Origin of the sequence: Arenibacter certesii DSM 19833 (assembly GCF_000429545.1) — a bacterium.
Taxonomy (GTDB): domain Bacteria; phylum Bacteroidota; class Bacteroidia; order Flavobacteriales; family Flavobacteriaceae; genus Arenibacter; species Arenibacter certesii.
In genome coordinates this window covers 88,783-113,976 of the sequence record NZ_AUCB01000005.1, presented here as the reverse complement: position 1 = coordinate 113,976, position 25,194 = coordinate 88,783, and the positions used below count along the sequence as shown (strand labels likewise).

The 25,194-nt window shown below is 38.3% G+C and carries 21 protein-coding genes; 10 read left to right on the top strand and 11 right to left on the bottom strand.

Features of this window, described 5'->3' with window-relative positions:
• Positions 1 to 9 precede the first annotated feature (9 nt).
• From G466_RS0102535 to G466_RS0102525, 3 genes are all read right to left on the bottom strand, one after another.
• A complete protein-coding gene (locus G466_RS0102535; RefSeq protein WP_026812237.1) occupies positions 10 to 2,571 on the bottom strand; it encodes a TonB-dependent receptor in 2,562 nt (853 codons plus the stop codon).
• Positions 2,555 to 3,463 (bottom strand): FecR family protein, encoded by a 909-nt coding sequence (locus tag G466_RS0102530; protein WP_026812236.1) that lies wholly within the window; start codon positions 3,461 to 3,463, stop codon positions 2,555 to 2,557. Before G466_RS0102530 ends, G466_RS0102535 begins: the two co-directional genes overlap by 17 nt.
• A 186-nt stretch (positions 3,464 to 3,649) precedes the next feature.
• Positions 3,650 to 4,147 carry an RNA polymerase sigma factor gene (locus G466_RS0102525; RefSeq protein WP_026812235.1) on the bottom strand — a complete coding sequence of 166 codons (498 nt, stop codon included), beginning with the start codon at positions 4,145 to 4,147 and terminating at the stop codon, positions 3,650 to 3,652.
• A gap of 118 nt (positions 4,148 to 4,265) precedes the next feature.
• Here G466_RS0102525 and G466_RS0102520 point away from each other — a divergent pair, with 118 nt between their 5' ends.
• The 8 genes from G466_RS0102520 (at position 4,266) to G466_RS0102485 (ending at position 14,845) form a co-directional block, all read left to right on the top strand.
• Positions 4,266 to 5,996 (top strand): hypothetical protein, encoded by a 1,731-nt coding sequence (locus tag G466_RS0102520; protein WP_026812234.1) that lies wholly within the window; start codon positions 4,266 to 4,268, stop codon positions 5,994 to 5,996.
• A gap of 140 nt (positions 5,997 to 6,136) precedes the next feature.
• Complete coding sequence (gene ffh, locus G466_RS0102515) at positions 6,137 to 7,474, top strand: signal recognition particle protein (RefSeq protein ID WP_026812233.1); 1,338 nt, start codon at positions 6,137 to 6,139, stop codon at positions 7,472 to 7,474.
• 463 nt (positions 7,475 to 7,937) lie between these two features.
• The gene (locus tag G466_RS0102510; protein ID WP_026812232.1) at positions 7,938 to 8,822 is read left to right on the top strand and encodes a bifunctional 5,10-methylenetetrahydrofolate dehydrogenase/5,10-methenyltetrahydrofolate cyclohydrolase; all 885 of its coding nucleotides are present in this window, start codon (positions 7,938 to 7,940) and stop codon (positions 8,820 to 8,822) included.
• A 140-nt stretch (positions 8,823 to 8,962) separates the two neighbouring features.
• Positions 8,963 to 10,027 (top strand): PAS domain-containing sensor histidine kinase, encoded by a 1,065-nt coding sequence (locus tag G466_RS0102505; RefSeq protein WP_026812231.1) that lies wholly within the window; start codon positions 8,963 to 8,965, stop codon positions 10,025 to 10,027.
• A 614-nt stretch (positions 10,028 to 10,641) separates the two neighbouring features.
• A complete protein-coding gene (gene fabV / locus G466_RS0102500) occupies positions 10,642 to 11,829 on the top strand; it encodes an enoyl-ACP reductase FabV (RefSeq protein ID WP_026812230.1) in 1,188 nt (395 codons plus the stop codon).
• Between the two features lie 276 nt (positions 11,830 to 12,105).
• The gene (locus tag G466_RS0102495; protein ID WP_026812229.1) at positions 12,106 to 12,966 is read left to right on the top strand and encodes an alpha/beta hydrolase; all 861 of its coding nucleotides are present in this window, start codon (positions 12,106 to 12,108) and stop codon (positions 12,964 to 12,966) included.
• Between the two features lie 53 nt (positions 12,967 to 13,019).
• Positions 13,020 to 13,991, top strand: a complete 972-nt coding sequence (locus G466_RS0102490) for an aldo/keto reductase (protein WP_026812228.1) — start codon at positions 13,020 to 13,022, stop codon at positions 13,989 to 13,991.
• Between the two features lie 17 nt (positions 13,992 to 14,008).
• Entirely contained in the window at positions 14,009 to 14,845 is an 837-nt protein-coding gene (locus G466_RS0102485; protein ID WP_026812227.1) for a sugar phosphate isomerase/epimerase family protein, read from the top strand.
• Between the two features lie 35 nt (positions 14,846 to 14,880).
• Here G466_RS0102485 and G466_RS0102480 read toward each other — a convergent pair whose 3' ends face one another.
• From G466_RS0102480 to G466_RS0102470, 3 genes are all read right to left on the bottom strand, one after another.
• The gene (locus G466_RS0102480) at positions 14,881 to 15,720 is read right to left on the bottom strand and encodes an alpha/beta hydrolase (protein ID WP_026812226.1); all 840 of its coding nucleotides are present in this window, start codon (positions 15,718 to 15,720) and stop codon (positions 14,881 to 14,883) included.
• A gap of 8 nt (positions 15,721 to 15,728) precedes the next feature.
• On the bottom strand, positions 15,729 to 16,277 hold the full coding sequence (locus G466_RS0102475; RefSeq protein WP_026812225.1) for a hypothetical protein: 549 nt from the start codon (positions 16,275 to 16,277) through the stop codon (positions 15,729 to 15,731).
• Positions 16,278 to 16,339: 62 nt separating this feature from the next.
• A complete protein-coding gene (locus tag G466_RS0102470; RefSeq protein WP_026812224.1) occupies positions 16,340 to 17,857 on the bottom strand; it encodes a helicase HerA-like domain-containing protein in 1,518 nt (505 codons plus the stop codon).
• An 82-nt stretch (positions 17,858 to 17,939) separates the two neighbouring features.
• Here G466_RS0102470 and G466_RS0102465 point away from each other — a divergent pair, with 82 nt between their 5' ends.
• Entirely contained in the window at positions 17,940 to 18,398 is a 459-nt protein-coding gene (locus tag G466_RS0102465) for a RidA family protein (protein WP_229797135.1), read from the top strand.
• Between the two features lie 13 nt (positions 18,399 to 18,411).
• On the opposite strand, the gene G466_RS0102460 is transcribed toward G466_RS0102465, so the two are convergent.
• The 3 genes from G466_RS0102460 to G466_RS0102450 all read right to left on the bottom strand — a co-directional run bounded on the left by G466_RS0102460 (position 18,412) and on the right by G466_RS0102450 (position 22,057).
• A complete protein-coding gene (locus tag G466_RS0102460) occupies positions 18,412 to 20,784 on the bottom strand; it encodes a S9 family peptidase (RefSeq protein ID WP_026812222.1) in 2,373 nt (790 codons plus the stop codon).
• Between the two features lie 173 nt (positions 20,785 to 20,957).
• Entirely contained in the window at positions 20,958 to 21,572 is a 615-nt protein-coding gene (locus G466_RS0102455) for a MarR family winged helix-turn-helix transcriptional regulator (protein ID WP_026812221.1), read from the bottom strand.
• A gap of 251 nt (positions 21,573 to 21,823) precedes the next feature.
• Complete coding sequence (locus G466_RS0102450; RefSeq protein WP_026812220.1) at positions 21,824 to 22,057, bottom strand: thioredoxin domain-containing protein; 234 nt, start codon at positions 22,055 to 22,057, stop codon at positions 21,824 to 21,826.
• A gap of 183 nt (positions 22,058 to 22,240) precedes the next feature.
• Here G466_RS0102450 and G466_RS0102445 point away from each other — a divergent pair, with 183 nt between their 5' ends.
• On the top strand, positions 22,241 to 22,873 hold the full coding sequence (locus G466_RS0102445; protein WP_026812219.1) for a 7-carboxy-7-deazaguanine synthase QueE: 633 nt from the start codon (positions 22,241 to 22,243) through the stop codon (positions 22,871 to 22,873).
• Between the two features lie 578 nt (positions 22,874 to 23,451).
• Here the strand turns inward: G466_RS0102445 and G466_RS0102440 are convergent.
• Together G466_RS0102440 and G466_RS0102435 are read right to left on the bottom strand one after the other, a co-directional pair.
• Positions 23,452 to 24,231, bottom strand: a complete 780-nt coding sequence (locus G466_RS0102440) for a hypothetical protein (RefSeq protein WP_026812218.1) — start codon at positions 24,229 to 24,231, stop codon at positions 23,452 to 23,454.
• A 56-nt stretch (positions 24,232 to 24,287) separates the two neighbouring features.
• Positions 24,288 to 25,004, bottom strand: coding sequence for a class I SAM-dependent methyltransferase (locus G466_RS0102435; protein ID WP_026812217.1), 717 nt, complete (start codon positions 25,002 to 25,004; stop codon positions 24,288 to 24,290).
• Between the last annotated feature and the right edge of the window lie 190 nt (positions 25,005 to 25,194).

Here is a 25,194-nt window from a genome sequence, read left to right as displayed (position 1 = left end):
TACCTGGGGTTAAAAGTTCAATCTGAAGCTAAAATTAGGGGTAACCCCTAGAGAAACCTGCTTTATAGTTTCTATTTCATTTTTATCATTTAGACGATAGTAGGTGTTCAAAATATTCTTTTTATTAAGAATATTTAATACAGATGCACCCACGGAAGCCCTTATCTGGTTTCCCAACTGAAAATGATAGATAAAAGAGGCATCTGCTCTAAGGTAGTAAGAAAGTCTTCTGCTATTAGGTTCCGCGTAATTGATCCTATTTGGGAAAGTACTATTGTCTATTGCAATGTCTCCCTCTAGCGGTTGAGTGTAGGGTTTTCCGGTCCGGTAATTAGCCCCAAGTCCAACTTTAAAATCGTTGATGGTATAGGTGCCAGCAAAGGTAAAGGTGTGTCGTATATCTAGGTTATTTGGGAATTTATGGGGGACAAGATCCTCAAAATAATAATTATTGTAGTTATAGGTGTAGCTTAACCATGTGCTATACAGTTTTGTTTTTTTATTGATAAGAAACTCTAGCCCTGAAACATCATAACTTCCTATTTCTCCGTTAAATTGATCTTTGTTTTGGAATCCTTGAGTTGCGGTACTTACCCCATCTACCTTTTTATAGAATCCCTCAAGGCCTATATAAAGACTGTTTCTATCGTAGTTAAGCCCTAGAGAGGCTTGTTTACTTTTGGTAATAGGTAAGGTTTCTTCATTGGATAATATCCACCTTCTTTTTTCTATACCTAAAAAATTCTGTTCCAAATCGATTATTTGGTTGGTGGTCTGACTTTTAAACTCACCCAACATTTCTACTTTTAAGTTGGGGTTAATAGCATAGCTTGCATTCAATCTGGGCTCTAGGGAAAAAGTATCAAAAGTGTCAAACGTTTTTAAGTCTGTAATATAATTTAAACGCATTCCTCCCCGGGCAAACCATTTGCTGTTTAGCGAATTAAACGCAAGTTGAGAGAATAGGGAGTGTGTAACGATTACCCCCTTTATACTGCTTTTAAAAGAGGGCTGTGTCACCAAGGTGTGATTGATAATTCCTGTTTCGTTTAATTGGTAACCGTTAAGCCACTGTAAGGTATTATAGAGTTTATATTGTGAGGTTAATTTCAGTGCTTTTTCCAATACTTGGTTATTCTGGAATAGCTGCTGTGACTCAGAAGTTATATTTTGAGCATCCAGATTATATTTGGTGTAATAGAGGTTGAGGTGGGTCTTGAACCGCGAGGTCCAATTGCTTTCTAAACTTCCACCAAAAGACAGGTTGTTTTGTTTTAAATTACTGTTTTGGTTATCATTCTCAGTGGTTTCATTATAATTAAGGTCATTATTGATGTGGATAAAACTGAGTCGTGCTTTATGTTTATTTGTAATGTCATAAAGGATCTTTGCGCTTACATCATAGAAGTAGAAATTTTCGTTTTGGGTTAATATGTTAGCGTCTTCAGCACTATTGGTTTCTGCTACCTCGCTATCTTGAAATGCTTTTTCAAAAAATCGGTCGTAGGTGGGTGTTTTTACAAAATCGGTAGTGGAGCGTCTTCCAGAAAACTGAAAGGTGATTTTATCAGATAGTGGTAAGTGGCCAAAAACGTCACCGCTTAATAAATTAAAACCTGCACCTCCAACAAAATTCTGTTTTATCTTATTCTCAGTCTGAATACTGATTACGCTACTTACTCCATCTCCATATTCCGCACTGGTGCCATTTTTTATAAGCGTTACTTCTTCTATTATATAGGGGTTAAAAGCAGAAATCAATCCAAAAAAATGTCCCGATTGATACATTTTTATACCGTCCCATAAAATTAAGTTTTGGTCATTGGTTCCTCCTCTTACATTGATATCCGATACCGTTTCGTCTACACTTTTAATACCTGGTAGGGCCTGAATGGTCTGTAGTACATCTGGTTCTATAAGTCCGGGCAAGATGCCAATTTTACCTGTATTTAAAGTAATACTGGCATCTTGCTCCTTATTAATACCTGTAGTAAAGAATTGATAAACGACTACTTCATTCAATTGTTCATAATTAGCAACCATTTTAATTTCTCTACATGGGGGTGAAGATAAGAGTGCGTCAACTGCGAAATATTTGGTCTTATATCCAAGATGGTTTATGACTAAATGGGCGTCTTTGGGGATGTTAGAAAGATAAAACTTTCCATTGGCATCCGTAATCACGTTCTTTATGGTGCCTAGGACTTCTACCGTAGCACTGGGAATGGTATTGTTTTCAAAATTATCGATTAATATACCGCATATATTTACCAACGGGTTTTTAACTATGGTATAATAGCGATTGTTGAGCTTGGAAATACGTAGGTTGGTTTGTCGCTCAAGATTAGCCAGTATTTCAGTTAAAAGTAGTGCAGAAGGCACGGTAATCGTAATTGGGCGTATGTCAGAATCTATATAGGAAAACTTAACGTTGTGCCCTTGCTCTAATTGACCTATATAGGCAATCAACGGTACAGTTTGTTGGGGGTCTACCTGAGCCTTTCCTAACAGTGATGATAGGAAAAGGTAGACATAGATAAGGAGTACAGCGTAATTATGGCGTTTCGGCATAGAATAGCACTTTTTCTCCTTCTATTTTATATTTTAGACCGGAAGGAGCACTTATACTCTGCAACGCTAGATTTTTATCGGTATTGCTAAAGGACCCTGAAAATAATTGTTCCAAGTCCAAATCTTTGGTTTCTACTTCCATATTAAACTGTCGTTGGAACTCATCCAAAACAAATTTGAGAGGAATGCTTTTAAAGGTACTCTCATCTTGTAACCATGACGGCTGATGGCCGTTAGCTAATTCAGAAGTTTTTAATTGTCCGTTAATAACTACAAGGGATTGCCCAGCCGAAAGTTTTGTTTCTTTTTGGTTATAGAGTACGCTCACTAATCCTTCATAACAACTAACCTCAAAAATCCCTTCTCTATTTTCTACATTAAATTGAGTCCCTAGAACGGTTACCATTCCCATATCGGTAGATACGGTGAAACGCTCTCCTTTGGCGACTTTAAAGAAAGCTTCCCCTTTTAAGTCTATATTTCTATTCTCTTTCCAATTTTTCTTTTGGTAAGAAATTTGGGAATCTGCATTTAGTTGTACTTCAGAATCGTCTGGAAGGATAACAGCTGCACGTTCTGCATATTGAGTATTAACAATTTCGTTCGTGGGAGCATTATAGAAATAGGATATTCCAACTATTACCGCAATAACAGCTGCAATACGCAAATATTTTTTATAAGGATTTAAGGTCAATACCTTAGTCTCATTTGCTTCTTTTCTTTTATATAGATCCCTTTTGGCTTTGGCCATGTCAAATGTTGGTGCTTCCATGGAATTGGTTGCGTCCACAATTTTTTTATAGGACGTATATTCCTTGGTCGCCTTAAATTTGGCGACTTCCTCTTCGGAAAGCTCGTTATTGAGCCATTTTGCTAGATAATTTTCTTCCATGTTATTCAACATTATATAACTATAACAACTTTAATAATGAAAACCCTACCAGCAGTATTAAAATTTAATTCTTAGACTCCAAGCTTTAGTAATAGGTTAAATGTATCCAAACAATAGATAGGGGGACAAATTCACGTCGGAATAAAAGACTGAGAGGTAATTTAATGTTACTATTTTCTATTCTACTCAAATTCCGTCAATCTGCTCCCGTAGGGATTTTAAAGCCAGGTGCATTCTTTTTTCAATTGCCTTTACGCTAACTCCTTCCATTTCAGCAATCTCTGCATATTTTTTTCCATCTATACGATTTAGTAAAAAGGTGGTGCGTTGGTTTTCTGGAAGATCCTGAAGCGCTTTGTCTAGTTTTTCCTTAAACTCCTGTTGTTCCATTAAAAATTCTGGGGACTCATATTCGGTGTTTTGAGCCTTTTCTCTGTGTTTTAAGCGTACTTTTTCTGCTTTTATTACATTAAGGTACAGGTTGTTGGCTACGGTATAGACAAAAGATTTAGCTTTGTGGGGTGCAACCTTGGAGCAGTTTTCCCAAAGTTTTATAAAAGCTTCCTGTACTGCGTCGTAAGCTTTCTCCTCATTACCAAACTTATAATATATGTAATTAAAAATCGTTTTGGAATGAGAACTAAAGATAGAAGCGTATACTTCCTCTTCGCAAACATTGGTTATATTCTCTTCTTTCAATTTCTTTGTTTTGCACAAAGATATTTTAAATTAATTTAAAATTGTGGTAGGGTATTTTAAAAGGTGGTTGTTAAATAGGTGCAACACAGAAAACCAACTAAAAATGAAAAAGTTAATTTCATATTTACTGTATACAAGTACACTAATGGTACTTATTAGTCTTGGGGCTTGTCAAAAGGAATTTGAGGACCTACCAGAACAGAATAATGAAGAAGCTATTAAAGCTAGCTCCAGTACAGCACAACTTATAAAAAGTACCTCCTCAAATGATGGTTCCTTTGACAATATAGTAGATGGTGCTAGTTGTTTTTCTATTAATTTTCCCTATGTAGTAAATGTAAACGGCTTAGATATTATTGTAAATACGGTAAGCAAACTGGAATTGATCCAAGATCTATTGGGTGATGACGATGATGATTTGGAGATACAGTTTCCAATAACCGTAACCTTAACCGATTATAGTGAAATTACTCTTACAGATGAAGATGAATTAGAAGACCTTGTGGAAATGTGTCAGGTTTTGGATGACGATGATGATATAGAGTGTGTTAGCTTTATGTTTCCTTTAAAAGTATACTCTTTCGATATCACTTTTCAGCAAACAGGAAGTGTTACTCTAGAGAACGATATGCAGCTAAGACTTTATTTTGATAATTTGGATGATGATGACCTAATTAGTTTTCAATTTCCTATTTCCTTAAAACTATATAATGATATTGAATTTGCAGTCAACAGTAATACAGAATTGGTAGACGTAATAGAAAGCGCTAAAGAAAATTGCGATAATGACGATGATGACTTTACAAAAGAGGAATTGGAAAATTATCTAGTTGCCTGCCCCATGTTAATGAAAGAAGTGATTGCCAACGGAGAATCCCAAGCTACTCAATACCTTGATAACCAAATGAGATTTGAAGCAAATGGTGCTGTATCTATAAATAGAAGTGCGGGGAATACTATAACTGGAAATTGGAGTACCGCTAAGATAGGTTCTAAGGTGAAATTAAAATTGAATTTTACTGAATTAGAAGATATATCCTTAGAGTGGTTTGTATATGATGAAGGAGATGATAGGATAAAATTAATCGCCAAAGATGGAAATAAGATAATCTTAAAAAAGGGCTGTGACATTATAAATAATGATCCGGAAGTCTTCAGGCAAATTTTAAAGGAATGTAACTGGGTAATTAATAAAGTTAAGGTAGACGATGGGGAATTGAAAAGATTATTAGGTTACGAATTAACCTTTATGGCAGATGGAGGTGCAACTTTGATCAATGGAACTAGCACCAAGGATGGAACTTGGGAGGTTCGTAATAATTCTCAAGGAAGATTGGTTATGGCAATAGAAATAGCGGATGAACCTAATCTTAGTTTTGAATGGTTGTTGTCTGACCGTGAAGATGAGCGTTTAGAATTTAGTATGGACGACGATGATTACGAGTTAATTTTAGAGAAAATCTGTCCTAGTAATATTGACGATTTAAATGCGGCTGAAATTAGGGATATGTTGAAAACAGGTAAATGGGTGGTAACTAAATACTTGGATGATGGGGAAGATGAAACTTCCGACTATGCTAATTTTGATTTTACTTTTTCAGCCCTTGCGTTAGTAACTGTGTCTGCCAATTCGCTTCCAGTTCACCTGGGAATATGGAAAGTCATAAAAGGTAATGATGATCAGTTAAAGTGCTATCTCAACTTTGGATCAATAGGTTCCTTGCAAGAGCTTACAAATAATTGGAAGGTGGTTTCTTCCAGTGCTGCCAAGTTGGAATTGAGGGATAAGGATGACGATGGTGGTACTAATGTTTTAATTTTTGAACGAAAATAACCGAATTTGCCCCAAGTTTTATTGGAAAAGGGTAGTCTCTTTATGAGATTACCCTTTTTACGTTTATATTTTGTATCTCAAACTTCACACTTACCTTACTTATTCTTAAATTTGCGCTTTCCTGTAAAAACGGTAAGACTATGTTCGATAATTTAAGTGATAAGTTAGATAAGGCGTTACATGTTCTAAAAGGACATGGACAAATTACAGAAATAAATGTTGCGGAAACCCTAAAAGAGGTTAGAAGAGCGCTATTGGATGCCGATGTCAATTTTAAAATTGCCAAGGAGTTTACCAATACGGTCAAGGAAAAGGCGCTAGGCCAAAATGTACTGACCTCTCTACAGCCCAGTCAACTAATGGTTAAGTTGGTTAAAGACGAACTTACCGAACTGATGGGGGGAGATACAGAAGGAATTAACCTATCCGGAACACCATCGGTCATATTAATGTCTGGATTACAAGGGTCAGGTAAAACTACTTTTTCAGGAAAGCTGGCGAATTACCTGAAAACCAAGAAAACAAAAAAACCGTTATTGGTTGCCTGTGATGTATATAGGCCCGCTGCTATAGACCAGCTACATGTTGTAGGGGAGCAAATAGGGGTAGAAGTGTATTCTGATCGTGGAAATACAGATCCAGTAGCTATTTCCAAGGCAGCAATTGCACACGCAAAGGCAAACGGATTTAATGTGGTTATTATAGATACCGCAGGTAGGTTGGCGGTTGATGAGCAGATGATGAACGAAATTGCTGCCATCCATAAAGCTATTCAACCTCAAGAGACGCTGTTTGTGGTAGATTCCATGACAGGACAGGATGCAGTAAACACAGCAAAAGCATTTAATGACGTCCTAAATTTTGACGGGGTAATTTTGACCAAGTTAGATGGGGATACCCGTGGAGGTGCTGCCATATCTATTAAATCTGTAGTCAATAAGCCCATTAAGTTTATTGGTACGGGGGAGAAAATGGATGCTATAGACGTGTTCTACCCTTCCCGTATGGCAGAGAGGATATTGGGGATGGGAGATGTGGTGTCTTTAGTAGAACGTGCCCAAGAACAGTTTGATGAAGAGGAGGCTAGAAAGATTCAAAAGAAAATAGCCAAGAATAAATTTGGTCTGGATGACTTTTTAGGTCAGATACAACAGATTAAAAAGATGGGTAGCCTTAAGGACCTTATGGGAATGATCCCAGGAGCAGGTAAGGCATTGAAGGGATTGGATATAGACGATGACGCCTTTAAGCATATTGAAGCCATTATCCATTCTATGACCCCGGACGAAAGAGCTACACCCTCTAAATTGAATGCCAGTCGGAAAAAAAGGATTGCCAAAGGAAGTGGAACATCAGTCCAAGAGATCAACCAGCTTTTAAAGCAATTTGACCAAATGAGCAAAATGATGAAGATGATGCAAGGTGGAGGCGGTAAAAAGATGATGCAGATGATGGGTGCCATGAAAGGGATGAAGTAATTTTTTAAAGGTTGGCAGTTTTTGGTAGCAGCTTATATTTTAATCCTTGAAAATTAAATCGTAAGTATGGGATATAATAATTTGTTAGCCTACCAAAAAGGATTCCATGTAGCGACGGAGATATTTAAAGTGTCAAAATCGTTTTCAAAAAGAGAAACTTATATATGGACCGACTAAATAAGAAGGTATTCTGATTCTGTTTGTGGCAAAATTTTGGCAGCGTATAGAAAAAGGCGCTATGAGAAGCCTATTATTAGTGGGCTGACCGATGCAGGTAGTGAGAACTCTGAAACGCTAGTTTAGCTAGATTTTGCAGAATCTTGTCACTTTTTATCAACTAAAAAAACAAGATCTTACCAATAGGAACTTGGAAAAAGGTAGATTATTACAATATATGATTAATAACCCAGGGAAGTTTGGTGTTTAGTACTGCCAACTGCTACTGAGAACTGAATACGAACAAATGGAAATACTAGACGGTAAAAAAGTATCGAATCAAATTAAGGAAGAAATTGCCGCTGAGGTGGCAAAAATGCGGGAACGAGGAGAAAAAGTGCCTCATTTGGCAGCAGTAATCGTAGGTAACGATGGGGCTAGCTTAACCTATGTAGGTAGTAAAGTAAAGTCTTGTAAGCGAGTAGGTTTCGAATCTACCTTGGTGCAACTACCCAGTACCACTTCAGAGCTAGAGTTGTTAAATAAAATTGAAGAGCTAAACAAAGACGAGAATATAGATGGGTTTATTGTTCAATTGCCGTTGCCAGAACAAATAGATACGCAGCGTGTGTTGTTGGCAGTAGATCCGGATAAAGATGTAGACGGATTTCATCCTACCAACTTTGGAAAAATGGCCTTGGATATGAGTACCTTCATTCCTGCCACTCCCTTCGGCATTTTGGAGCTGTTAGAACGTTATAAGGTAGATACTCAGGGCAAGCATACCGTTGTAATTGGTAGAAGTCATATAGTTGGTAGACCTATGAGTATATTAATGGGAAGAAAAGGCTGGCCAGGGAATTCAACGGTAACCTTAACCCATAGTCACACAAAAAATATTACCCAGATTACCTCGCAGGCAGATATTATAATTTCGGCCCTAGGAGTTCCCAACTTTTTAAAAGCAGAGATGGTAAAGGATGATGCGGTTATAATAGATGTAGGTATTACAAGAGTACCGGACGAAACTAAAGAAAAAGGATACTATATTACGGGAGATGTCGATTTTGAGAATGTAAGTAAGAAGGCTTCTTTTATTACACCTGTTCCTGGCGGGGTTGGTCCCATGACGATTGCAATGTTGTTAAAGAATACCCTACTGGCTAGGGAAAGGCATAGAAATAAAAAATAATTTTTAAAGCCCGCAGCTATTATAGAATGCGGGCTTTTTTTATTGACTCTCTTGCAGCTAACTATTTTTTGCCATTATTCTTATTTTTTTGATTTTAGACGGAAATATTAATTTAATATTTCGATATTTAAAATGCCTTTATGGAGAAAACCGTTGAACTCAGTCTTGAGCCTTTCTTTGAGCTATCTATGGACTTGCTATGCATTGCAGGTTATGATGGATATTTTAAAAAAATAAATCCAGCCTTCCGTAAGCTTTTAGGCTACCCTGAAGAAGTGCTGTTTTCCAATTATATTTCTCAATTTATTTATAAAGAGGACCAACCTCTAACAGCCAGCTATCGAGAGAATTTAAAAAAAGAAGTTCCCTTGATCAACTATGAAAACCGATTTGTAACAGCGTCTGGAGAAATAGTATGGTTGCATTGGACCTCTATCCCATTGCCAGATAAACAGTTGATATATGCGATTGCCAAAAATATTACGCACAAAAAAAAGTTGGAAGAAGAGCGGAATGGTCATATGGCTCAATTGGAAAAGATAAATAAAGACTTAAAACAACTTAACTATACCACTTCTCACGATTTAAGATCTCCAGTAAACAACCTCTTGTCCATATTTAGTATTTTGGACTTATCTAAAATTACTGATCCGGAAGTTTTGGAAACTTTAGACTATATGAGGATGGCTACGGAAGGTCTTCATAAGTCTATGGATAAATATGTGGATCTGTTAAGTACGAACGATTCGCTGAAGGTAGAGCTGGAAGAGGTAGAATTTGAATCAACCTTTAAATATGTTCAGCAGTCTATAGGTTCGCTCTTGGGAAATTCAAAGGTGAAAATAAAACTGGATTTTTCAGAATTGCCTACGGTTCTTTTCAATAGAAATTATTTGGAAAGCATTTTTTTAAACCTATTGACCAATTCTATAAAATATGCTAGACCCGACATTCCTCCGGTAATTCATATGACCACAGCTATGACAAACGGGAAGAAACAGCTGGTTTTTACCGATAATGGCCTTGGCTTCGATTTAGAAGCGGTAGGAGATAAAATATTTGGCCTGAACCAAAAATTCCACGGTAATAGTGACAGTAAGGGTGTTGGATTATACTTGGTCTATAACCATATAACAAGCCTAGGAGGTTCTATAACTGTAGATAGTAAAATTAATGAGGGAACTACCTTCGTAATTACTTTTTAACAATTAGCACTTTCACTATAGCATTTCATAAATAGCACTCTATAAAAGGAGCATATTTACAAGCTACTTATTATGGCCTTAAGCGCTTATAATCCGAACCGACTGCTTGATTTTAGTACTGTCTATAGGGAATATTACGTCAATCTTCTCATCATTTTCATCATTAGTACAGCTGCCAATGGCAATGCAGCAAAAAAATATGATGAGAACAATAGCCGCTTTTTTCATGAGTTTAGAATTTGGTAGGCGTTATCCAAAGTAAATTACATACGATAACGTAATAACATCCCTTTTGTTATGTTAGATGAATTGATAATTAGCGTCTTATGTCTTAAGAGCTTTATAGATCGTCCGGCATTTTACCATTGCTTAGTATGGGGAGGGGAGTGCCACTATAGTATTTTTAAATCTGGAAATATCATTTCTGGTTAAGATTTGTTTTTCAGTTGTATAGGCAACTTTTGATAACGACTTGGAGATTTTTTTTCATTCAATTTTATGATCGTTAGGGGTGTCTTATAAATCTTTTCTATATCTTCGATAATTGGTAAATTTTAAACACTTTAACTACTACGCTTATTGCAAGAGCATTAGGCTTTGAAAAGAAACAGAACATGATTATAGAACCTAGAACAAGAGGGTTTATATGCCTCACTTCACATCCTACTGGATGTCAACAAAACGTTATTGATCAAATTGAGCATATAAAATCAAAGAGAGCCATTAATGGGGCTAAAAAAGTGTTGGTTATTGGGGCGTCTACTGGGTTTGGACTAGCTTCTAGAATAACTAGCGCCTTTGGGTCAGACGCAGCTACAATTGGAGTGTTTTTTGAAAAACCACCTTCTGCAGGTAGACCGGCTTCTCCAGGATGGTATAATAGCGCCTTTTTTGAGGAGGAAGCCCATAAAGCCGGACTCTATGCAAAAAGTATTAATGGGGACGCATTCTCTAAAGAGATTAAAAGACAGACCTTAGATTTAATCAAGGCAGATTTGGGTCAAGTTGATCTAGTAATCTATAGTTTGGCTTCGCCAGTTAGAACACATCCCGAAACAGGCGTTAAATACAAGTCAGTACTAAAACCAATTGGGTCTAGCTATAAAAATAAAACGGTTGACTTCCATACAGGGGTAGTTTCAGATATTTCCATAGAACCCGCAGTTGGGGATGATGTGGATAATACTATTGCAGTTATGGGTGGAGAAGACTGGAAGATGTGGATGGATGCGCTTCAAGAAGAAGGACTATTAGCCAACGGTAGTAAAACAGTTGCCTATTCCTATATTGGCCCAGCGCTTACTGAACCAGTTTATAGGAAAGGTACTATAGGTAGGGCGAAAGATCATTTAGAAGCTACAGCCTTTGAAATTGGAGATAGCCTAAAAGCAATAGGAGGAGAAGCTTATGTCTCTGTAAATAAAGCCTTGGTTACCCAAGCAAGTTCTGCTATTCCGGTAATACCTCTTTATATATCCCTACTTTATAAAGTGATGAAAGAAAAGGGAATTCATGAAGGATGTATAGAGCAGATACAGCGCTTGTTCCAAGACCGATTGTATTCAGATAGCACGCCAACAGATGATCAAGGTAGAATTAGAATTGACGATTGGGAGATGCGCGATGATGTACAGGCTCAAGTAGCAGAACTATGGGAAAAGGCTACAACAGAAACTTTGCCAAGCATTGGAGATCTAGAAGGGTATAAAAAAGACTTCTTTAATCTATTTGGATTTATGGTGCCTGGTGTAGACTATGATAAAGATGTTAATGAAATGGTAGAGATTGCAGGGTTGCAATAAGTTATTGCTAATTAGAAGATAGCCTACATTTATAATTTAAGTCCGTTAGGAACAGTAGAAATTTAGCACAAGATGCTGTGGATTTACTATCTCTAACGGACTTTTCTTTATATACCGATTACCACCTTTTAAAACTATAGACCCCATGGATTTTTTTAAAGATTTAATCCTTTCATTGTTAGGTGTAAAGCGATAAATATTTTCTATTTTTAATAAATCCGATTGGAAGGGATTTCGTTTAGGATTTCTCGCTATTCCCTAAAGATATTATCACCTATGAAAAATCAGTTTATATTTTTATTCCTTATTTCCGGGCTGTGGGCGGCTAATGCACAATCTGGAAAAGTATTTGATGAACTTTCCATGAAGAGCACTATTTTAGATAGTGAGCGGAAATATGCCGTTTACCTACCGCCAGATTATGAAACTTCCCAAAGGAGTTATCCGGTCTTGTATTTACTTCATGGTGCGGGGGACGATCAAACGGGCTGGATACAATTTGGTGAGGTCTTACGTATTACGGATTTAGCCATTAAGGAAGGAAAAGCTACCCCTTTGATTATTATAATGCCCGATGCAAATAGTGGGGTTCGCGGTTATTTCAATTCTATTAATGGGGATTGGCGCTATGAAGATTTCTTTTTTGAAGAATTAATGCCCCATGTGGAAAAACAATATCGAATTAAATCAGAGAAGCGCTATAGGGCCGTTGCAGGTCTGTCTATGGGAGGAGGTGGGGCATTTATGTACGCCCTATATCGACCCGAATTATTTTCTTCTGCCTGTCCATTAAGCGCATATATTGGTCCATTACGTGTTTCGGAGATGGAAGAACGATTAAAGAGGAATGATGAAAATTATAACAAAAGGGATGTTAAGGCTTATTTTGATAAGCATAACGCTATTTCCTTAATTCAAAATATGGCGGTAGAGGATATAAAATCGGTGCGATGGTATATAGATTGTGGCGATGATGATTTTCTATATGAAGGCAATAGCTTAGTGCATATTGCCATGAAAAAAAAGGAAATACCTCATGAATATAGAGTAAGGGATGGTGGGCATAGCTGGACGTATTGGCGAGAATCATTGCCTAAGGTGTTGGAATTTGTGTCCGATGCCTTCCATCAATATTAAAATATAAAGGAATAAGAGATTTTAAATATTTCAGGAATAGTTAAATACGGAAAATGATACATAGGAAATTTGGAGTGCCGCAATGGGATGTAGGTGAGATAGGATATGGAATGTGGGGGATGGGGGAGTGGACAGAGGAAGATGACCTGCTTTCTGTTAAGGCTTTGGATCTTGCTGTAGAACGGGGGGTAAATTTCTTTGATACCGCTTGGGCATATGGTCACGGACATAGTGAAAACTTATTAGGGGAATTGTTGAGGAGGCATCCTGACAAGAAATTATATGCGGCTACTAAAATTCCAGCGAAGAATTTTAAATGGCCGGCAAAACCCGAATACACTTTGGAGCAATCCTATCCCAAGAACCATATTATTGAGTATACCGAGAAGTCCTTGAAAAACTTAGGTGTAGAGCAGATAGATCTTTTGCAGTTCCATACTTGGGATGACAGTTGGTCTCATCAGGAAGAATGGAAGCGTGCGGTAGAGGATTTAAAAGCTTCGGGAAAAATAGCGGCTATGGGGATTAGTGTTAATCGCTGGGAACCCGAAAATGGGATAGAAGCATTAAAAACCGGGATGTTTGAATCGGTACAAGTGATTTATAATATTTTTGACCAAGCTCCCGAAGACAAACTTTTTCCGTTATGCGAAGATTTAAATATAGCGGTTATTGCTAGGGTCCCTTTTGATGAGGGTACGCTTACCGGTAATATTACTAAAGATACCGTATTCCCAGAAGATAGTTGGAGTGCTAGTTATTTTGTTCCAGAGAATTTAGCTGAAAGCGCTGAAAGAGCAGATAAGCTTAGGCCTTTGGTGCCAGCGGGGATGACTATGGCAGAAATGGCCCTGCGATTTATTACTATGAATAGAATAGTGAGTACCATTATTCCTGGAATGAGAAAGGAACGAAACGTATTGATGAATACGGCCTTGAGTGATGGAAAGGGCCTTTCTAAAGAACTATATCAAGAGCTAAAAGAACATCGTTGGGATAGAAAGCCAACTTCTTGGTCTCAATAATTTTTAAACCATTAACTATGACAACGAGAAAAGAGTTTTTATTAAAATCGGGCTTATTGGCCACAGGAGCTGTATTGCTACCTTCATTAACTTTTGCGCAGAAAAAAGCGGAGCAAAATTTAGGTGTCCAATTATATACTTTCCGCGATGAAATGTTGGCGGATGCTAGAGGGACTTTGGAAAAGATTGCCGCACTTGGCATAAAGCAAATAGAAACGGCTAGGAGTGCTAAAGGGTTGTACTACGGGCTTGGGCCAAAAGAAATGAAAGAGGTGTGCAAATCCTTGGGAATGACACTTCGGAGTGGCCATATTGCCTTGGACGAAAATTGGGCAAATACCCTGGACCAAGCTTCAGAGTCGGGCCAAGAGTATCTAATTTGTTCATCCCTACCTACTAATGGTCAGACTGTGGATAATTATAAAGCAGTTGCGGAAGCGTTCAATAAAGCTGGTGAAGATTGTAAGAAAAGAGGAATAAAATTTGGTTACCACAACCATGAATATGAATTTGAGTCGCATAATGGGGAAGTGCTATATGAGGTGCTCCTAAATAATTCCCAAGCAGATTTAGTACATATGGAACTAGATTTAGGTTGGGTGGTGGTCGCCGGAAAAGACCCTTTGGATTATTTTAAAAGATATAAGGGGAGATTTCCATTATGGCACCTAAAGGATATGGACATGGAGAAAAAAGAAAGTACCGAGTTTGGTAAGGGCGGACTTAATATTCCACAAATGTTAGCGCATAAGAAAGATTCGGGGCTAGAATATATATTTATAGAACAAGAAGAATATGCAAACTCACCTTTCCAGAGTATGGCGCACAATATGAAGTACATGAAAAGATTTTAGTTTGCCTATTATATCAATCAGGAATATAGCGCTTTCTAGGAGCTTAGGAAATCGGCTATTTTTTGATTTATCTCATCTTGATGAAGGGAATGCCCTAAGCCTGAAGTAGCTATCAGTTGACTGTTTTCCCAGTTTTGGTGTAAGGACTCTGAAGCCTTAAAGGGAGTAATGGTATCTTCCTTATCATGTATAATTAAACCTGGTTTAGCTATAGATTGCGCGTATATTGGGGTAGAGATATCCTTAATTCTAAAACTGTAGTGCTCGTAGAGGTAATTGTCTATTCCTTGTAGAACCTTGTTATTAAACTTAAGTAGGTCTTGGTAGTGTTCCATAAGCTGAGAAAGTTCGGCAGGAGCACCTAAGGAGACTATTTTTTGAATAGAAGTATTTGGATTCTGGTATTGGTGATGAATTGTTGCTAGGCCGCCCATAGAGTGTCCTATTATATATTGGGGCTTGTACATTTTAATAATTTGCTTGGCGCTGTCTGAGTAAATGGGCAAGTTTAGCATATTGCCTTCGGAATAACCATGTCCTGGTGCATCAAAGGCCAGGATGTTAAAACGTCTTTCTAGTAGCGCTTCAATTAGGTTGCGCCACCTAAAGGCATTGCTTTCCCAGCCATGCATTAGTAGTACCGTTTCATTGTCGCCCGACCAATGATAGGTTTGTATACCCAAGCCGTTGATGAAAACCATTTTTCCCTTGGCATTGGTTAGAAACTGCTCCTGATGGGGCAATACTCTTCCTCTTCTAGGCGTGCTAAATAGGTTTAATGCTTTTTTCGCTGCTAGGGATGGTGAAAAAAGCGCAAGGCTATTAAAGTACGCCCCATAGGACAATGCCATGGTATGGTATAGGATTTTGTTCATTCGTTGTATTATTCCCAACCCACCATGATGTACTTTATTTTAGCAGCGTCAGGAATCTGAACCGCTTCAATATTGGTGCTAGAAGTGTATTGAAGGCTACTAGGTAGCTCTGTTTTTGCAATAGTGAAATAGGCGTCCGAATCCTTAAGGAATACCACCACATTATTTAATGCGGTAACGATTTTTGCAATTTTATGCTTATCTCTAATATCTTTAAACGTGCTATTTAATCGCACTCCTTTGTCTGTCACGAACCTAGGGTCGTAAATTCGGATTATATCTACTTTAGGTACGCTGTCCAAAGAAGGAGTAAGCGTCATAAGATGTGCTCCTCCCTTTTCAAAGATGTCTATTTTTCTTACCCGCTCCCCAATATTAGTAAATGCTGTATCCCTTACAATGGAGTCCGCAGCAAAAATAGTTTCCAATTGGTCTATGGGGGTAGATTTCTCTAGCTTACCTACCTGATCTTTAGTGATTAAAAAGTCGTTGTTAGTATTGCAATTAATAAATAATAGGGATAAAAGAACTATTGCATAAATAGGGAGTCTTGTCATTTTTAGATTCAAGGATTTTGTAAGTTAGTTTAATTAAATGCTCTTCGGTGTTAGGGGCTGTTCTAGCGCATTACTTTCTTTAATACGCCCATCACTCCTCTGATAAAAGTAGCACTGGTAAGCACTTTTATAACAGGGTTTTGCCGGGTACTGGCTCTGCGACTACTGGTTCTGGTTGCGCTTTTGGAAGGAGAACTCGCACTTTCCTTCTCTGCCAGTTTTTCTGCACGATCAATTTTTTCGTTCAGCATTTCATAGGCGCTTTCCCGGTCTATCGTTTCATTGTATTTATCAACTAATTTGGAATGGTCTATCAGGGATTTTAGCTCACTATCAGTAAGCACGTCCATACGACTCATAGGGGCCCTTACCATTGTAGCGGCCAAGGGGGTAGGCCTGCCCTTTTCGTCTAAGGCAGAAATGAGGGCCTCACCTGTCCCAAGAGAGGTTAGCACTTCTGTGGTATCGTAATACTCTGATATTGGGTAGTTTTGCGCGGTAAGTTTTATCGCTTTTCTATCCTTTGCTGTAAAAGCTCTTAGGGCATGCTGAATTTTTAAACCTAATTGCGCTAAAACGGCATCAGGTACATCAGTTGGATTTTGGGTCACAAAATATAGTCCGATACCTTTGGAACGAATCAGCTTTACAATGCTTTCTATTTGATTCAATAGTGCTTTAGAAGCTTCCTTGAACAGTAAGTGGGCTTCGTCTATAAAGAGCACCAATTCTGGTCTCCCACTATCTCCCTGTTCAGGGAAGGTATCATATATTTCTGCCAATAAGCTAAGCATAAAAGTGGAAAACAATTTAGGCCTGTCTTGAATATCGGTCAACCTTATGATGTTGATATAGCCGCGCCCCTGATCATCTATTCGGGTAAGGTCGTCCACTTCAAAAGATTTTTCTCCAAAAAATAGATCGGCTCCTTGTTGTTCCAATTCTATTACTTTTCTAAGAATCGTGCCTGTAGAACTGGTAGATATACGTCCGTAGTTTTCTGAAAATTCTTGTTTGCCTTCATTGGTGGCATATTGTAATACTTTTTTAAAGTCTTTAAGGTCTAATAGGGGGTAATGGTTGTCATCGCAATATTTGAAAATCACCGCTACGATTCCCTCCTGGGTAACAGATAGGTCTAGGATTCTGGATAAGAGGGTGGGGCCAAACTCGGAAACAGTCGCCCGTAACCTAACACCTCCCTGCTCGGATAGGGAGAGGATTTCTACAGGGAATCCAGAAGCGGTAAAAGGTAGTCCAATTTTAGCATGCCGCTCATCTATTTTGGGATGACCAGGGCTTGGTTGTGCTAGACCGCTAAGGTCACCTTTAAGGTCCATACAGAGCACAGGGATTCCTTTGGCTGATAAGTTTTCGGCCATTACCTGAAGGGTTTTGGTCTTTCCCGTACCAGTTGCCCCTGCGATAAGTCCGTGCCTGTTTAATGTTTTTAACGGAATTTTTACAAAGGCATTGGTCAAAGTCTCCTCATTAAGCATGGCCGCACCCATGGTTATATAATCACCTTGGGTAGTATATCCCTCCTCTATATGTGCAAAGAACTTTTCTTTAGCATCCATTGTATAAAATTTTTGATAAAAATAGGGTAAATTTAGTCAACAGAAAAGCGCACTATATTTGTGTTTGTCCTAAAACTCTTTAATGATGGGAAAATATACCATTATCATTTTTATTTGTATCCTGACCTCTGCTTCGGAATTAATCGCCCAGAAAGTGGATGTGCCAATTTTTCATGAGAGCCATGTGGAACGAAAGAAAGAATCTCCTTTTAGCGATGCGGTTCAAGTAGGGAATCTCTTTTTCCTATCGGGACAGATTGGTATCGACAATACAACCAGAACCGTGGTGAGCGGGGGAATCGTTGCTGAGACAAAACAAACGATACAGAATATCCAAGACGTATTGCAGCATCATGGTATGGAACTTAATAATGTGGTTAAATGCACGGTAATTCTACATAGTATGGCAGATTTCGCGACTTTTAATGAGGTGTATTCCAATTATTTCCCTCAAAAACCAGCCCGAACTACCTTCGCAGCCAGTGGACTAGCCATGGATGCGAAAATAGAGATCGAGGTGGTTGCAGTTAAAAACGACTAGTGTTTTTAGCTGATTATTTGTTTAGCAGACTTTTTTGGAACAGCTTATAGATGCGGGTGTATTCATCGGTCCAGCTGCTTGGTTCCACAAAACCATGACGTTCTACTGGGTACAAGGCCATTTCCCAATTGTGTTTTTCTAATTCTATCAATCGCTGTGAGAGTCGCACCATATCCTGAAAATGTACATTGTCATCTACCATTCCGTGTAGTATAAGTAAGTCGCCCTGCAATCCCTCTGCGAAGTAAATAGGGGAGCTTCTTCGGTACGCCAAACTATCCGTAACCGGGGTATTCAAAATTCGCGCCGTATAACCGTGGTTGTATGCCGCCCAATCGCCTACAGATCTAATTGCAGCACCGGCCGTAAAGGTTTCTGGCGCGTTAAACATTCCCATTAAGGTTATAAATCCACCGTAAGAGCCGCCATAAATACCTATCTTATCTTTGTCTACTCCCAATTGATCTACCAAAAATTGGGCTCCATCTACCTGATCAGACAAGTCCTTTCCACCCATGTGTCGGTATATGCCTGTTCTCCAATCCCTACCATAGCCGGCACTACCTCTATAGTCTATATCCAATACGGTGTACCCGTTGTCTACAAGAAGGTTATGGAACATATACTCTCTGTAATAGCTGCTCCACCATTTGTGGGCATTTTGTAAGTAGCCTGCACCATGGACAAAAATAACCGCTGCCTTATTTTTCACATCAGCATTGGGCTTATAGAGTCGCGCGTGTACGGCGACGCCATCCTTAGCATTAAAAGTGATTACCTCTGGATCTCGCCATGGGTACTCCTTAAATTCTTGGGTAGTAGAAAAAGTAATTTGTTTGGCTTCTACCTTCGATTTTCCCCAAACGGGATTGTCTTGCAGGTAAAGTTCCGTGGGCTTATTGGTATAAGAATGAAGTATGGCCATTTTTCGCTCGTCCGGAGATAATACAACCTCATTGCCTCCAGTCATCTGTGTCAACTGTTGAAGTTTTCCGCCAGAAAGGGGCATGCTATAAAACTGCCTATCTCCAGGATGGTTTTTATTGGCAGTAAAATACCATCGTTTTTCATCCTTAGAAATTTTAGGGTCGTAAATTTCAAAATTACCAGAAGTTAGGGCCTTCGCTTTTTTAGAATTTACATCCATTACATATAGATGGGAATAACCTGTTTTTTCGGACTGAAACCATATGCTTTTGTCGTCGGGCATCCATCCTATTGCTCCTCCACGGTAACCACCAATGCCGGGGCCTGCTATCCAAGCTTGGTCATGCTGATGGTCTAAATTAACAACTGTTCCGTCTTCTATATTCAACAGTACTATCCATCTATCTTTATAGTCGTTGGTGTTAATATCGAGTACCGCATATTTTCCGCTATTGTTCCATATAGGACCAGTGATATAACCAATTCTATTCTTGTTTTCATAGGGTTTGTCAGGGTAGTCATTGGTATACTCTGGAACATAATCTAGCCCTTCCAAATTGTCTAGAACTACAGGGTAAACCTTTCTGTTTTGTATATCATAAACAAAAAGTTCATATTCGGTAGGTTCATCCCCAACCTTAGTTCTTGTTTTCTGATCCTCGGTATAACCAGACTCAGTAACGAAATGGGGCACAATGGTGCCGTCCCCATCGGAAGGGGATTTTGAAGTTAAATAGGTAATAAATTTACCATCAGGACTAATTTTAATATTGGAAACCGTTTTGCCTTTGGGATTAATTGATAATGGTGCTTTTGCTTCAAATCTTTTATTTAATTCTTCTGCACGGTCATTTTTATCTTTCCTAGTACGTAGTACATCAAATAGCGCTAACTGATCATTATATAACCACTCGTCCTTTTCGCTTTTATTCTTTTCTTTTTTTTCGGGTATAAAATTAGTCAGCTGAGTAGTTGTTCCCCTGCCAATATCCCAGCTATATAAATTGTTGCCCTTTACGTAGGCCACCTTGGTACCGTGGTCTGTAAAATGAGGGCTATCCTCGTATTCTTCGGTATTGGTAATTTGGGTGATAACTTGGTTCTTTAAATTTAACAGATAAACATCTCCTCGTTTGGAGTACACCTTTAGGGATTTATCTTTATTATAAGTTCCATAAGCACTAGGGAGGGCATATTCTGTTTCGAAATCAGTTTTTATTGTTTTAGACGATTTTAAATGATAGGCATATAGGGAATCACTATATGCCTGTTCTCTGTTCCATTTAAAATATAGGGTTTCGCCGTCTATGGCCCATTGTGGGTTGGAAGGGAGATGGCCTATAAAGTGGTCCCCTTGCATTATTTCTTTAATAGATAGAGGGGATAGGTTCTCTATTTGAGCAAAAGTTGAGGAGATGGACAATAGGAATATGCCGCTCAGTAGCCAAAGGTTTTTCATGTTCAATGTATTAAGTGCGATGTAATAATCTCGGATTTTATTTCCCAGAGCTTTGGGAAATCTAAAAGTGGTAAATATCCTAAATCCTTAGAACTATCACAAAGTTGTAGATAAATTAATGTGAGATACTTTTTTATGGATCAAGGGGTATTTTCTACTATTGATTTATCTTTCTAAATGGTGTTTTTATCCTCAAATTCTGGGCAATCTAACCTAATATCGGTATTGAGTAGTTCTGTTTTTAGTAGATTACAATAGTCGGTTTCTTTATTTTTACTATAGAATTTACATCCGTAGCAGGTGCGTTGCACCGTGAGAATACCTGTGCGGTTCAATTGATAGATTACAGTACTAAGGGTGGCAAAGAGTTCCTCCAAACTAACTTCATCAATATCTTGAAGCCCTTTCTTTAGAGGATTGGCAAAATCATCGGTTTCATGAATTAAATTCCTCCCTGCTTCGGTAAGACCAATGGTATAGCTCCGGTGGTCTGTTGGAGAAAACTCTTTGGTAACCATTCCCTTTTGATGAAGCGCTTTTATAGCATCGCTAATGGTAGGTTTAGTAAGGTTAAACTCTTTAGCTAGATGACTTACATTGGAGAGTTCTGGTTTGTGGTAGGCAATAAAAATGAGAATTTGTATTTGAATGGGACTCAGTCCTAAAAGTTTAGCTTTTTCCCATAAGAGTACCTTAAATGCTTCGGATATACGCGATAGTCCAGCAACAATTTTGCTTGAAATATCGGAATTCTGATGGGCTGGATTAAAAACGCTCTGTTCTTTCATATAAACGCCTATCGGGATTTGCCCGATAGGTAAAAATAATTATACCGTTGGATTATTACCCTTTATTAGGAAGATTTCGATAATGGGCAGTCTGCTTTTTCCATATTCAACTCTCTCGGTGCCTATTGTTAAAACCTGCTATAAGGTTTATTTCATCTTCAATAATTTAGTGTTCATATTAATTATTAACTCTAAAAGTTAGGACTCCAATAGTGTGGGGTCCTATCTTTTAAAGCCAAGTAAAGTTAGGGTTATGCTTTTACATCTGCCATGGAAGCGCCATAGTTAATATGAAGAACATTTCCATTTGGGGTTACTAGGGCTGGTACCGATTTTACACCCGCTTTCTCTGCTTCCGCAATTCGGGATTTGCTCTCGCCAAAATGAACAATTTCTACATTATCGGTACCTACTAGTTCTAGGATGTCCTGTTCTGCGCTAACACATACCGGACATCCTGCGTGATAAAAAATTGACTTTTTCATTTTTATTGGATTAGGATTTTTGCAATATTGCAATTCAAATATAGTAAGGAATCCTAACTAAATGAGTTAAATGTTGATATATCTTGAACTGGATAGGATGTTTTCTGATCTGGTTTGGGTTGTAGTGAGATTTCTTTTGATAAAATAGTAGGGCTAGAGTAGTCTATGTTCTATCTTTGCCGAATGGTACAAGAAGAAGTTTTAGCGCTAGTAGATCAGGGGCTTATGCTCCCTTTGATGGAGGAGTTTTATACGATTCAAGGTGAGGGTTTCCATAAGGGAACTGCTGCTTATTTTATTCGTGTAGGGGGTTGCGATGTTGGTTGTCATTGGTGTGATGTAAAGGAAAGTTGGAATGCGGAGACCCATCCGCCCACCGGGATAGATCATATTGTGGCCAACGCTGCAAAATATTCAGACACTATAGTTATTACCGGAGGAGAACCTTTAACCTGGGATATGGGGCCTATAACGGCGGCATTAAAAGCTAAAAATCTAAAGACCCATATTGAAACGTCAGGGGCGTATCCACTTTCGGGAACTTGGGACTGGATCTGTCTCTCTCCAAAAAAGAACAAATTGCCAGAGGGGATCATCTACGATAAAGCCCATGAATTAAAAGTAATAGTGTACAATAAGCACGACCTAATTTTTGCGGAGCAAGAGGCTGCCAAAACAAATAGGGAATGTATTTTATATTTACAACCGGAGTGGAGTGTAAGAGATAAGGTAGTTCCGATGATCGTAGACTATGTGATGAAAAATCCGAAATGGAAAGTTTCTCTTCAAACACATAAATACCTTAATATTCCTTAGGGTAATAAGGTAGACCTATGAAAAGTAATAGAAAGGATAGAATTTTGCTATTACTATCCTTTTTCATTTAATAGGCTTGCGTGAAAATTAGTGGGACGGGTTGTTGGTCACTACGGGAGAACTTATATTACCATATTAATAGCTAATTTTTACTATAAGATTTATGCGCCCCAGTTAGCAACTTTAATTTTATTGTTTACCATTATGTGATTCAAATTACATTAATCAACCAAATAAAACAGTATAATTTAGTTCCCTAAGCTTCGGTTGGTACACTCAATACTCAGCTTTGGTAAATTTAATGTTTTCGTCATCTCTTACTACTCCTATCAAATAGTTGCTCAACACGCTACAATCATTGGTCGCCGGATTGTGGGCGATTCAACTAGCCTCCCGTTAGCGAGGTATAGTCGAAATCCATTATGGTTGCCTGTGAAGCCATTTTAAATGTGACTTAAGCATCGCCTTCTACAGTCACACTCAATAACCATAACTAGGACAAAAGTTAGTCAAAGTTAGTATTCTCGGGCCTTCCCGAGGGACGCAATACTTAATACTAACTACTTAATACTATAAAACTACCTTCCCCCGTTGGCACGCAGGTCTTTTATGCATTCCACTCCAAATCCTGGGTTGCTTCCCCTTTTTGCAGCCAGCATTTTTGCCATACCGCTCCCAAATTGTAGTTCTGCCCTCATTAGGCAGTTTGTTTCACTACAGTGACTTGGGGCTTCGGGGTCTTGATGTGGGTTAACGGATGGGGATCCCAAATCTACCAGCCCCAATAAATGTCCTACTTCATGTGAAAGGGTGGCAGCCTCTACATCTGCAGTAGTAATTAGAAGGCTTTTCTTAGCTAATCTTCGAATGGTGGCCTCGTAAATAACCATGGAAGTGTTTTTATAGACCGCACCTAAGGTTACTAGGTCTTCTTCGGGTTTGTCACTATCCGAAGAGGCATCCGTAAAATAGATATACATCCCTATTGTGTCGCCATCATTATAAACCGTCCTATTTTCCTTCTCTAGATCAAAAACTTCATTTACGCTAAGGCTATCTTTTCCAGGGGAGGGGAGTTCTTTTTTTACTACTCTTATATTATCTTTATGCGTGCGCTCTTCTAACAAAGTGGTGAAATCTGAAATTGCAGCTTCAGTGGGGGCATATCCCGTTACATAAGCTATTTCGATAACCATATTTTTAAATTTGGAATTGGAAAGCATCTCATTGGCAGAATCTCCGGGACCTCTTAAATTAGCACTTCTATCTGGGGTCTTAATTAGATCTTCGCCGCCATCTTTAGAGCAACTAAGAAGACAAATAAATAGTAGGGCCAGCAAAAAGAAAAACTTTCTCATAATATTTTAATTTAATAATGGACATAGTCCCTTGAATGAAATTTAATCCTACAGGGCTACTCCTCTAATAAAGTGAGTTTTGCCAAATAATCATAATGCTCTCCCTCATAAACCAGCTCACAAGATAAGTTGTTCGCATTTGCGGCCCGTTGTAAGGTATTGTAATCTATATATAGCCAAGGCAAGGGGTCACTTTTCTGGCCCTTATACTCCATAATAAAGGTTACCTCTCCATAATATTCTATGCCATCCGGAATCCAATATCCACCATCCTCATCTTCATCAAACATATAAATAATATCGCTGGAGTCTAAAAGAATCTGTCCATTGGGCTGTAAAATAGATTTAAGGTGACGAAGGAAAGCATCTATCCTATTTAATTTGCCCACAATGCCAATACCATTCATAAGCATCAACAATGTATCAAATTTTTTGTTTTCTAGCTCTAAGATCTCAGCCTGTATTACCTTATCAATTCCTCTAAGTTTACAAGTTTCTACCGCTCCTGGGGAATTATCTAAGGCTGTTACCGAATATCCTTTTTTCTGTAAGTATAGGCTGTGGCTACCTGCGCCGCACCCTATATCTAAAATGCTTCCTTTGCAGTGCTTCAGGGCCTCTTTTTCTAGGTCAGGCATATTTTTATAGCTCCTAAAAAGATAAGGTAAGGGAATAATATCCTCTTCTTCAAGGGAAGAATACGTTTTTATATCCTCGGAATAATTCCCATTCTGGTAATCCAATACTGCCCTGCCTAAGATATCCTTGTCCATTCTAAATTTAATATTTGTTTACAAAAGTGGGATTTTTATGCGTAATTCGGGTCGACTTTTTATAATTTTGAAGAGTTTATTTTTTCGGTCTCTTACTATAAAGGATAGGTGTAAGGTGGTTAATAAATGAAGGAATCCCATAAGCAGGCTAGTTTAACTACACTGACCTTTTTAATATAGCTCATAAATT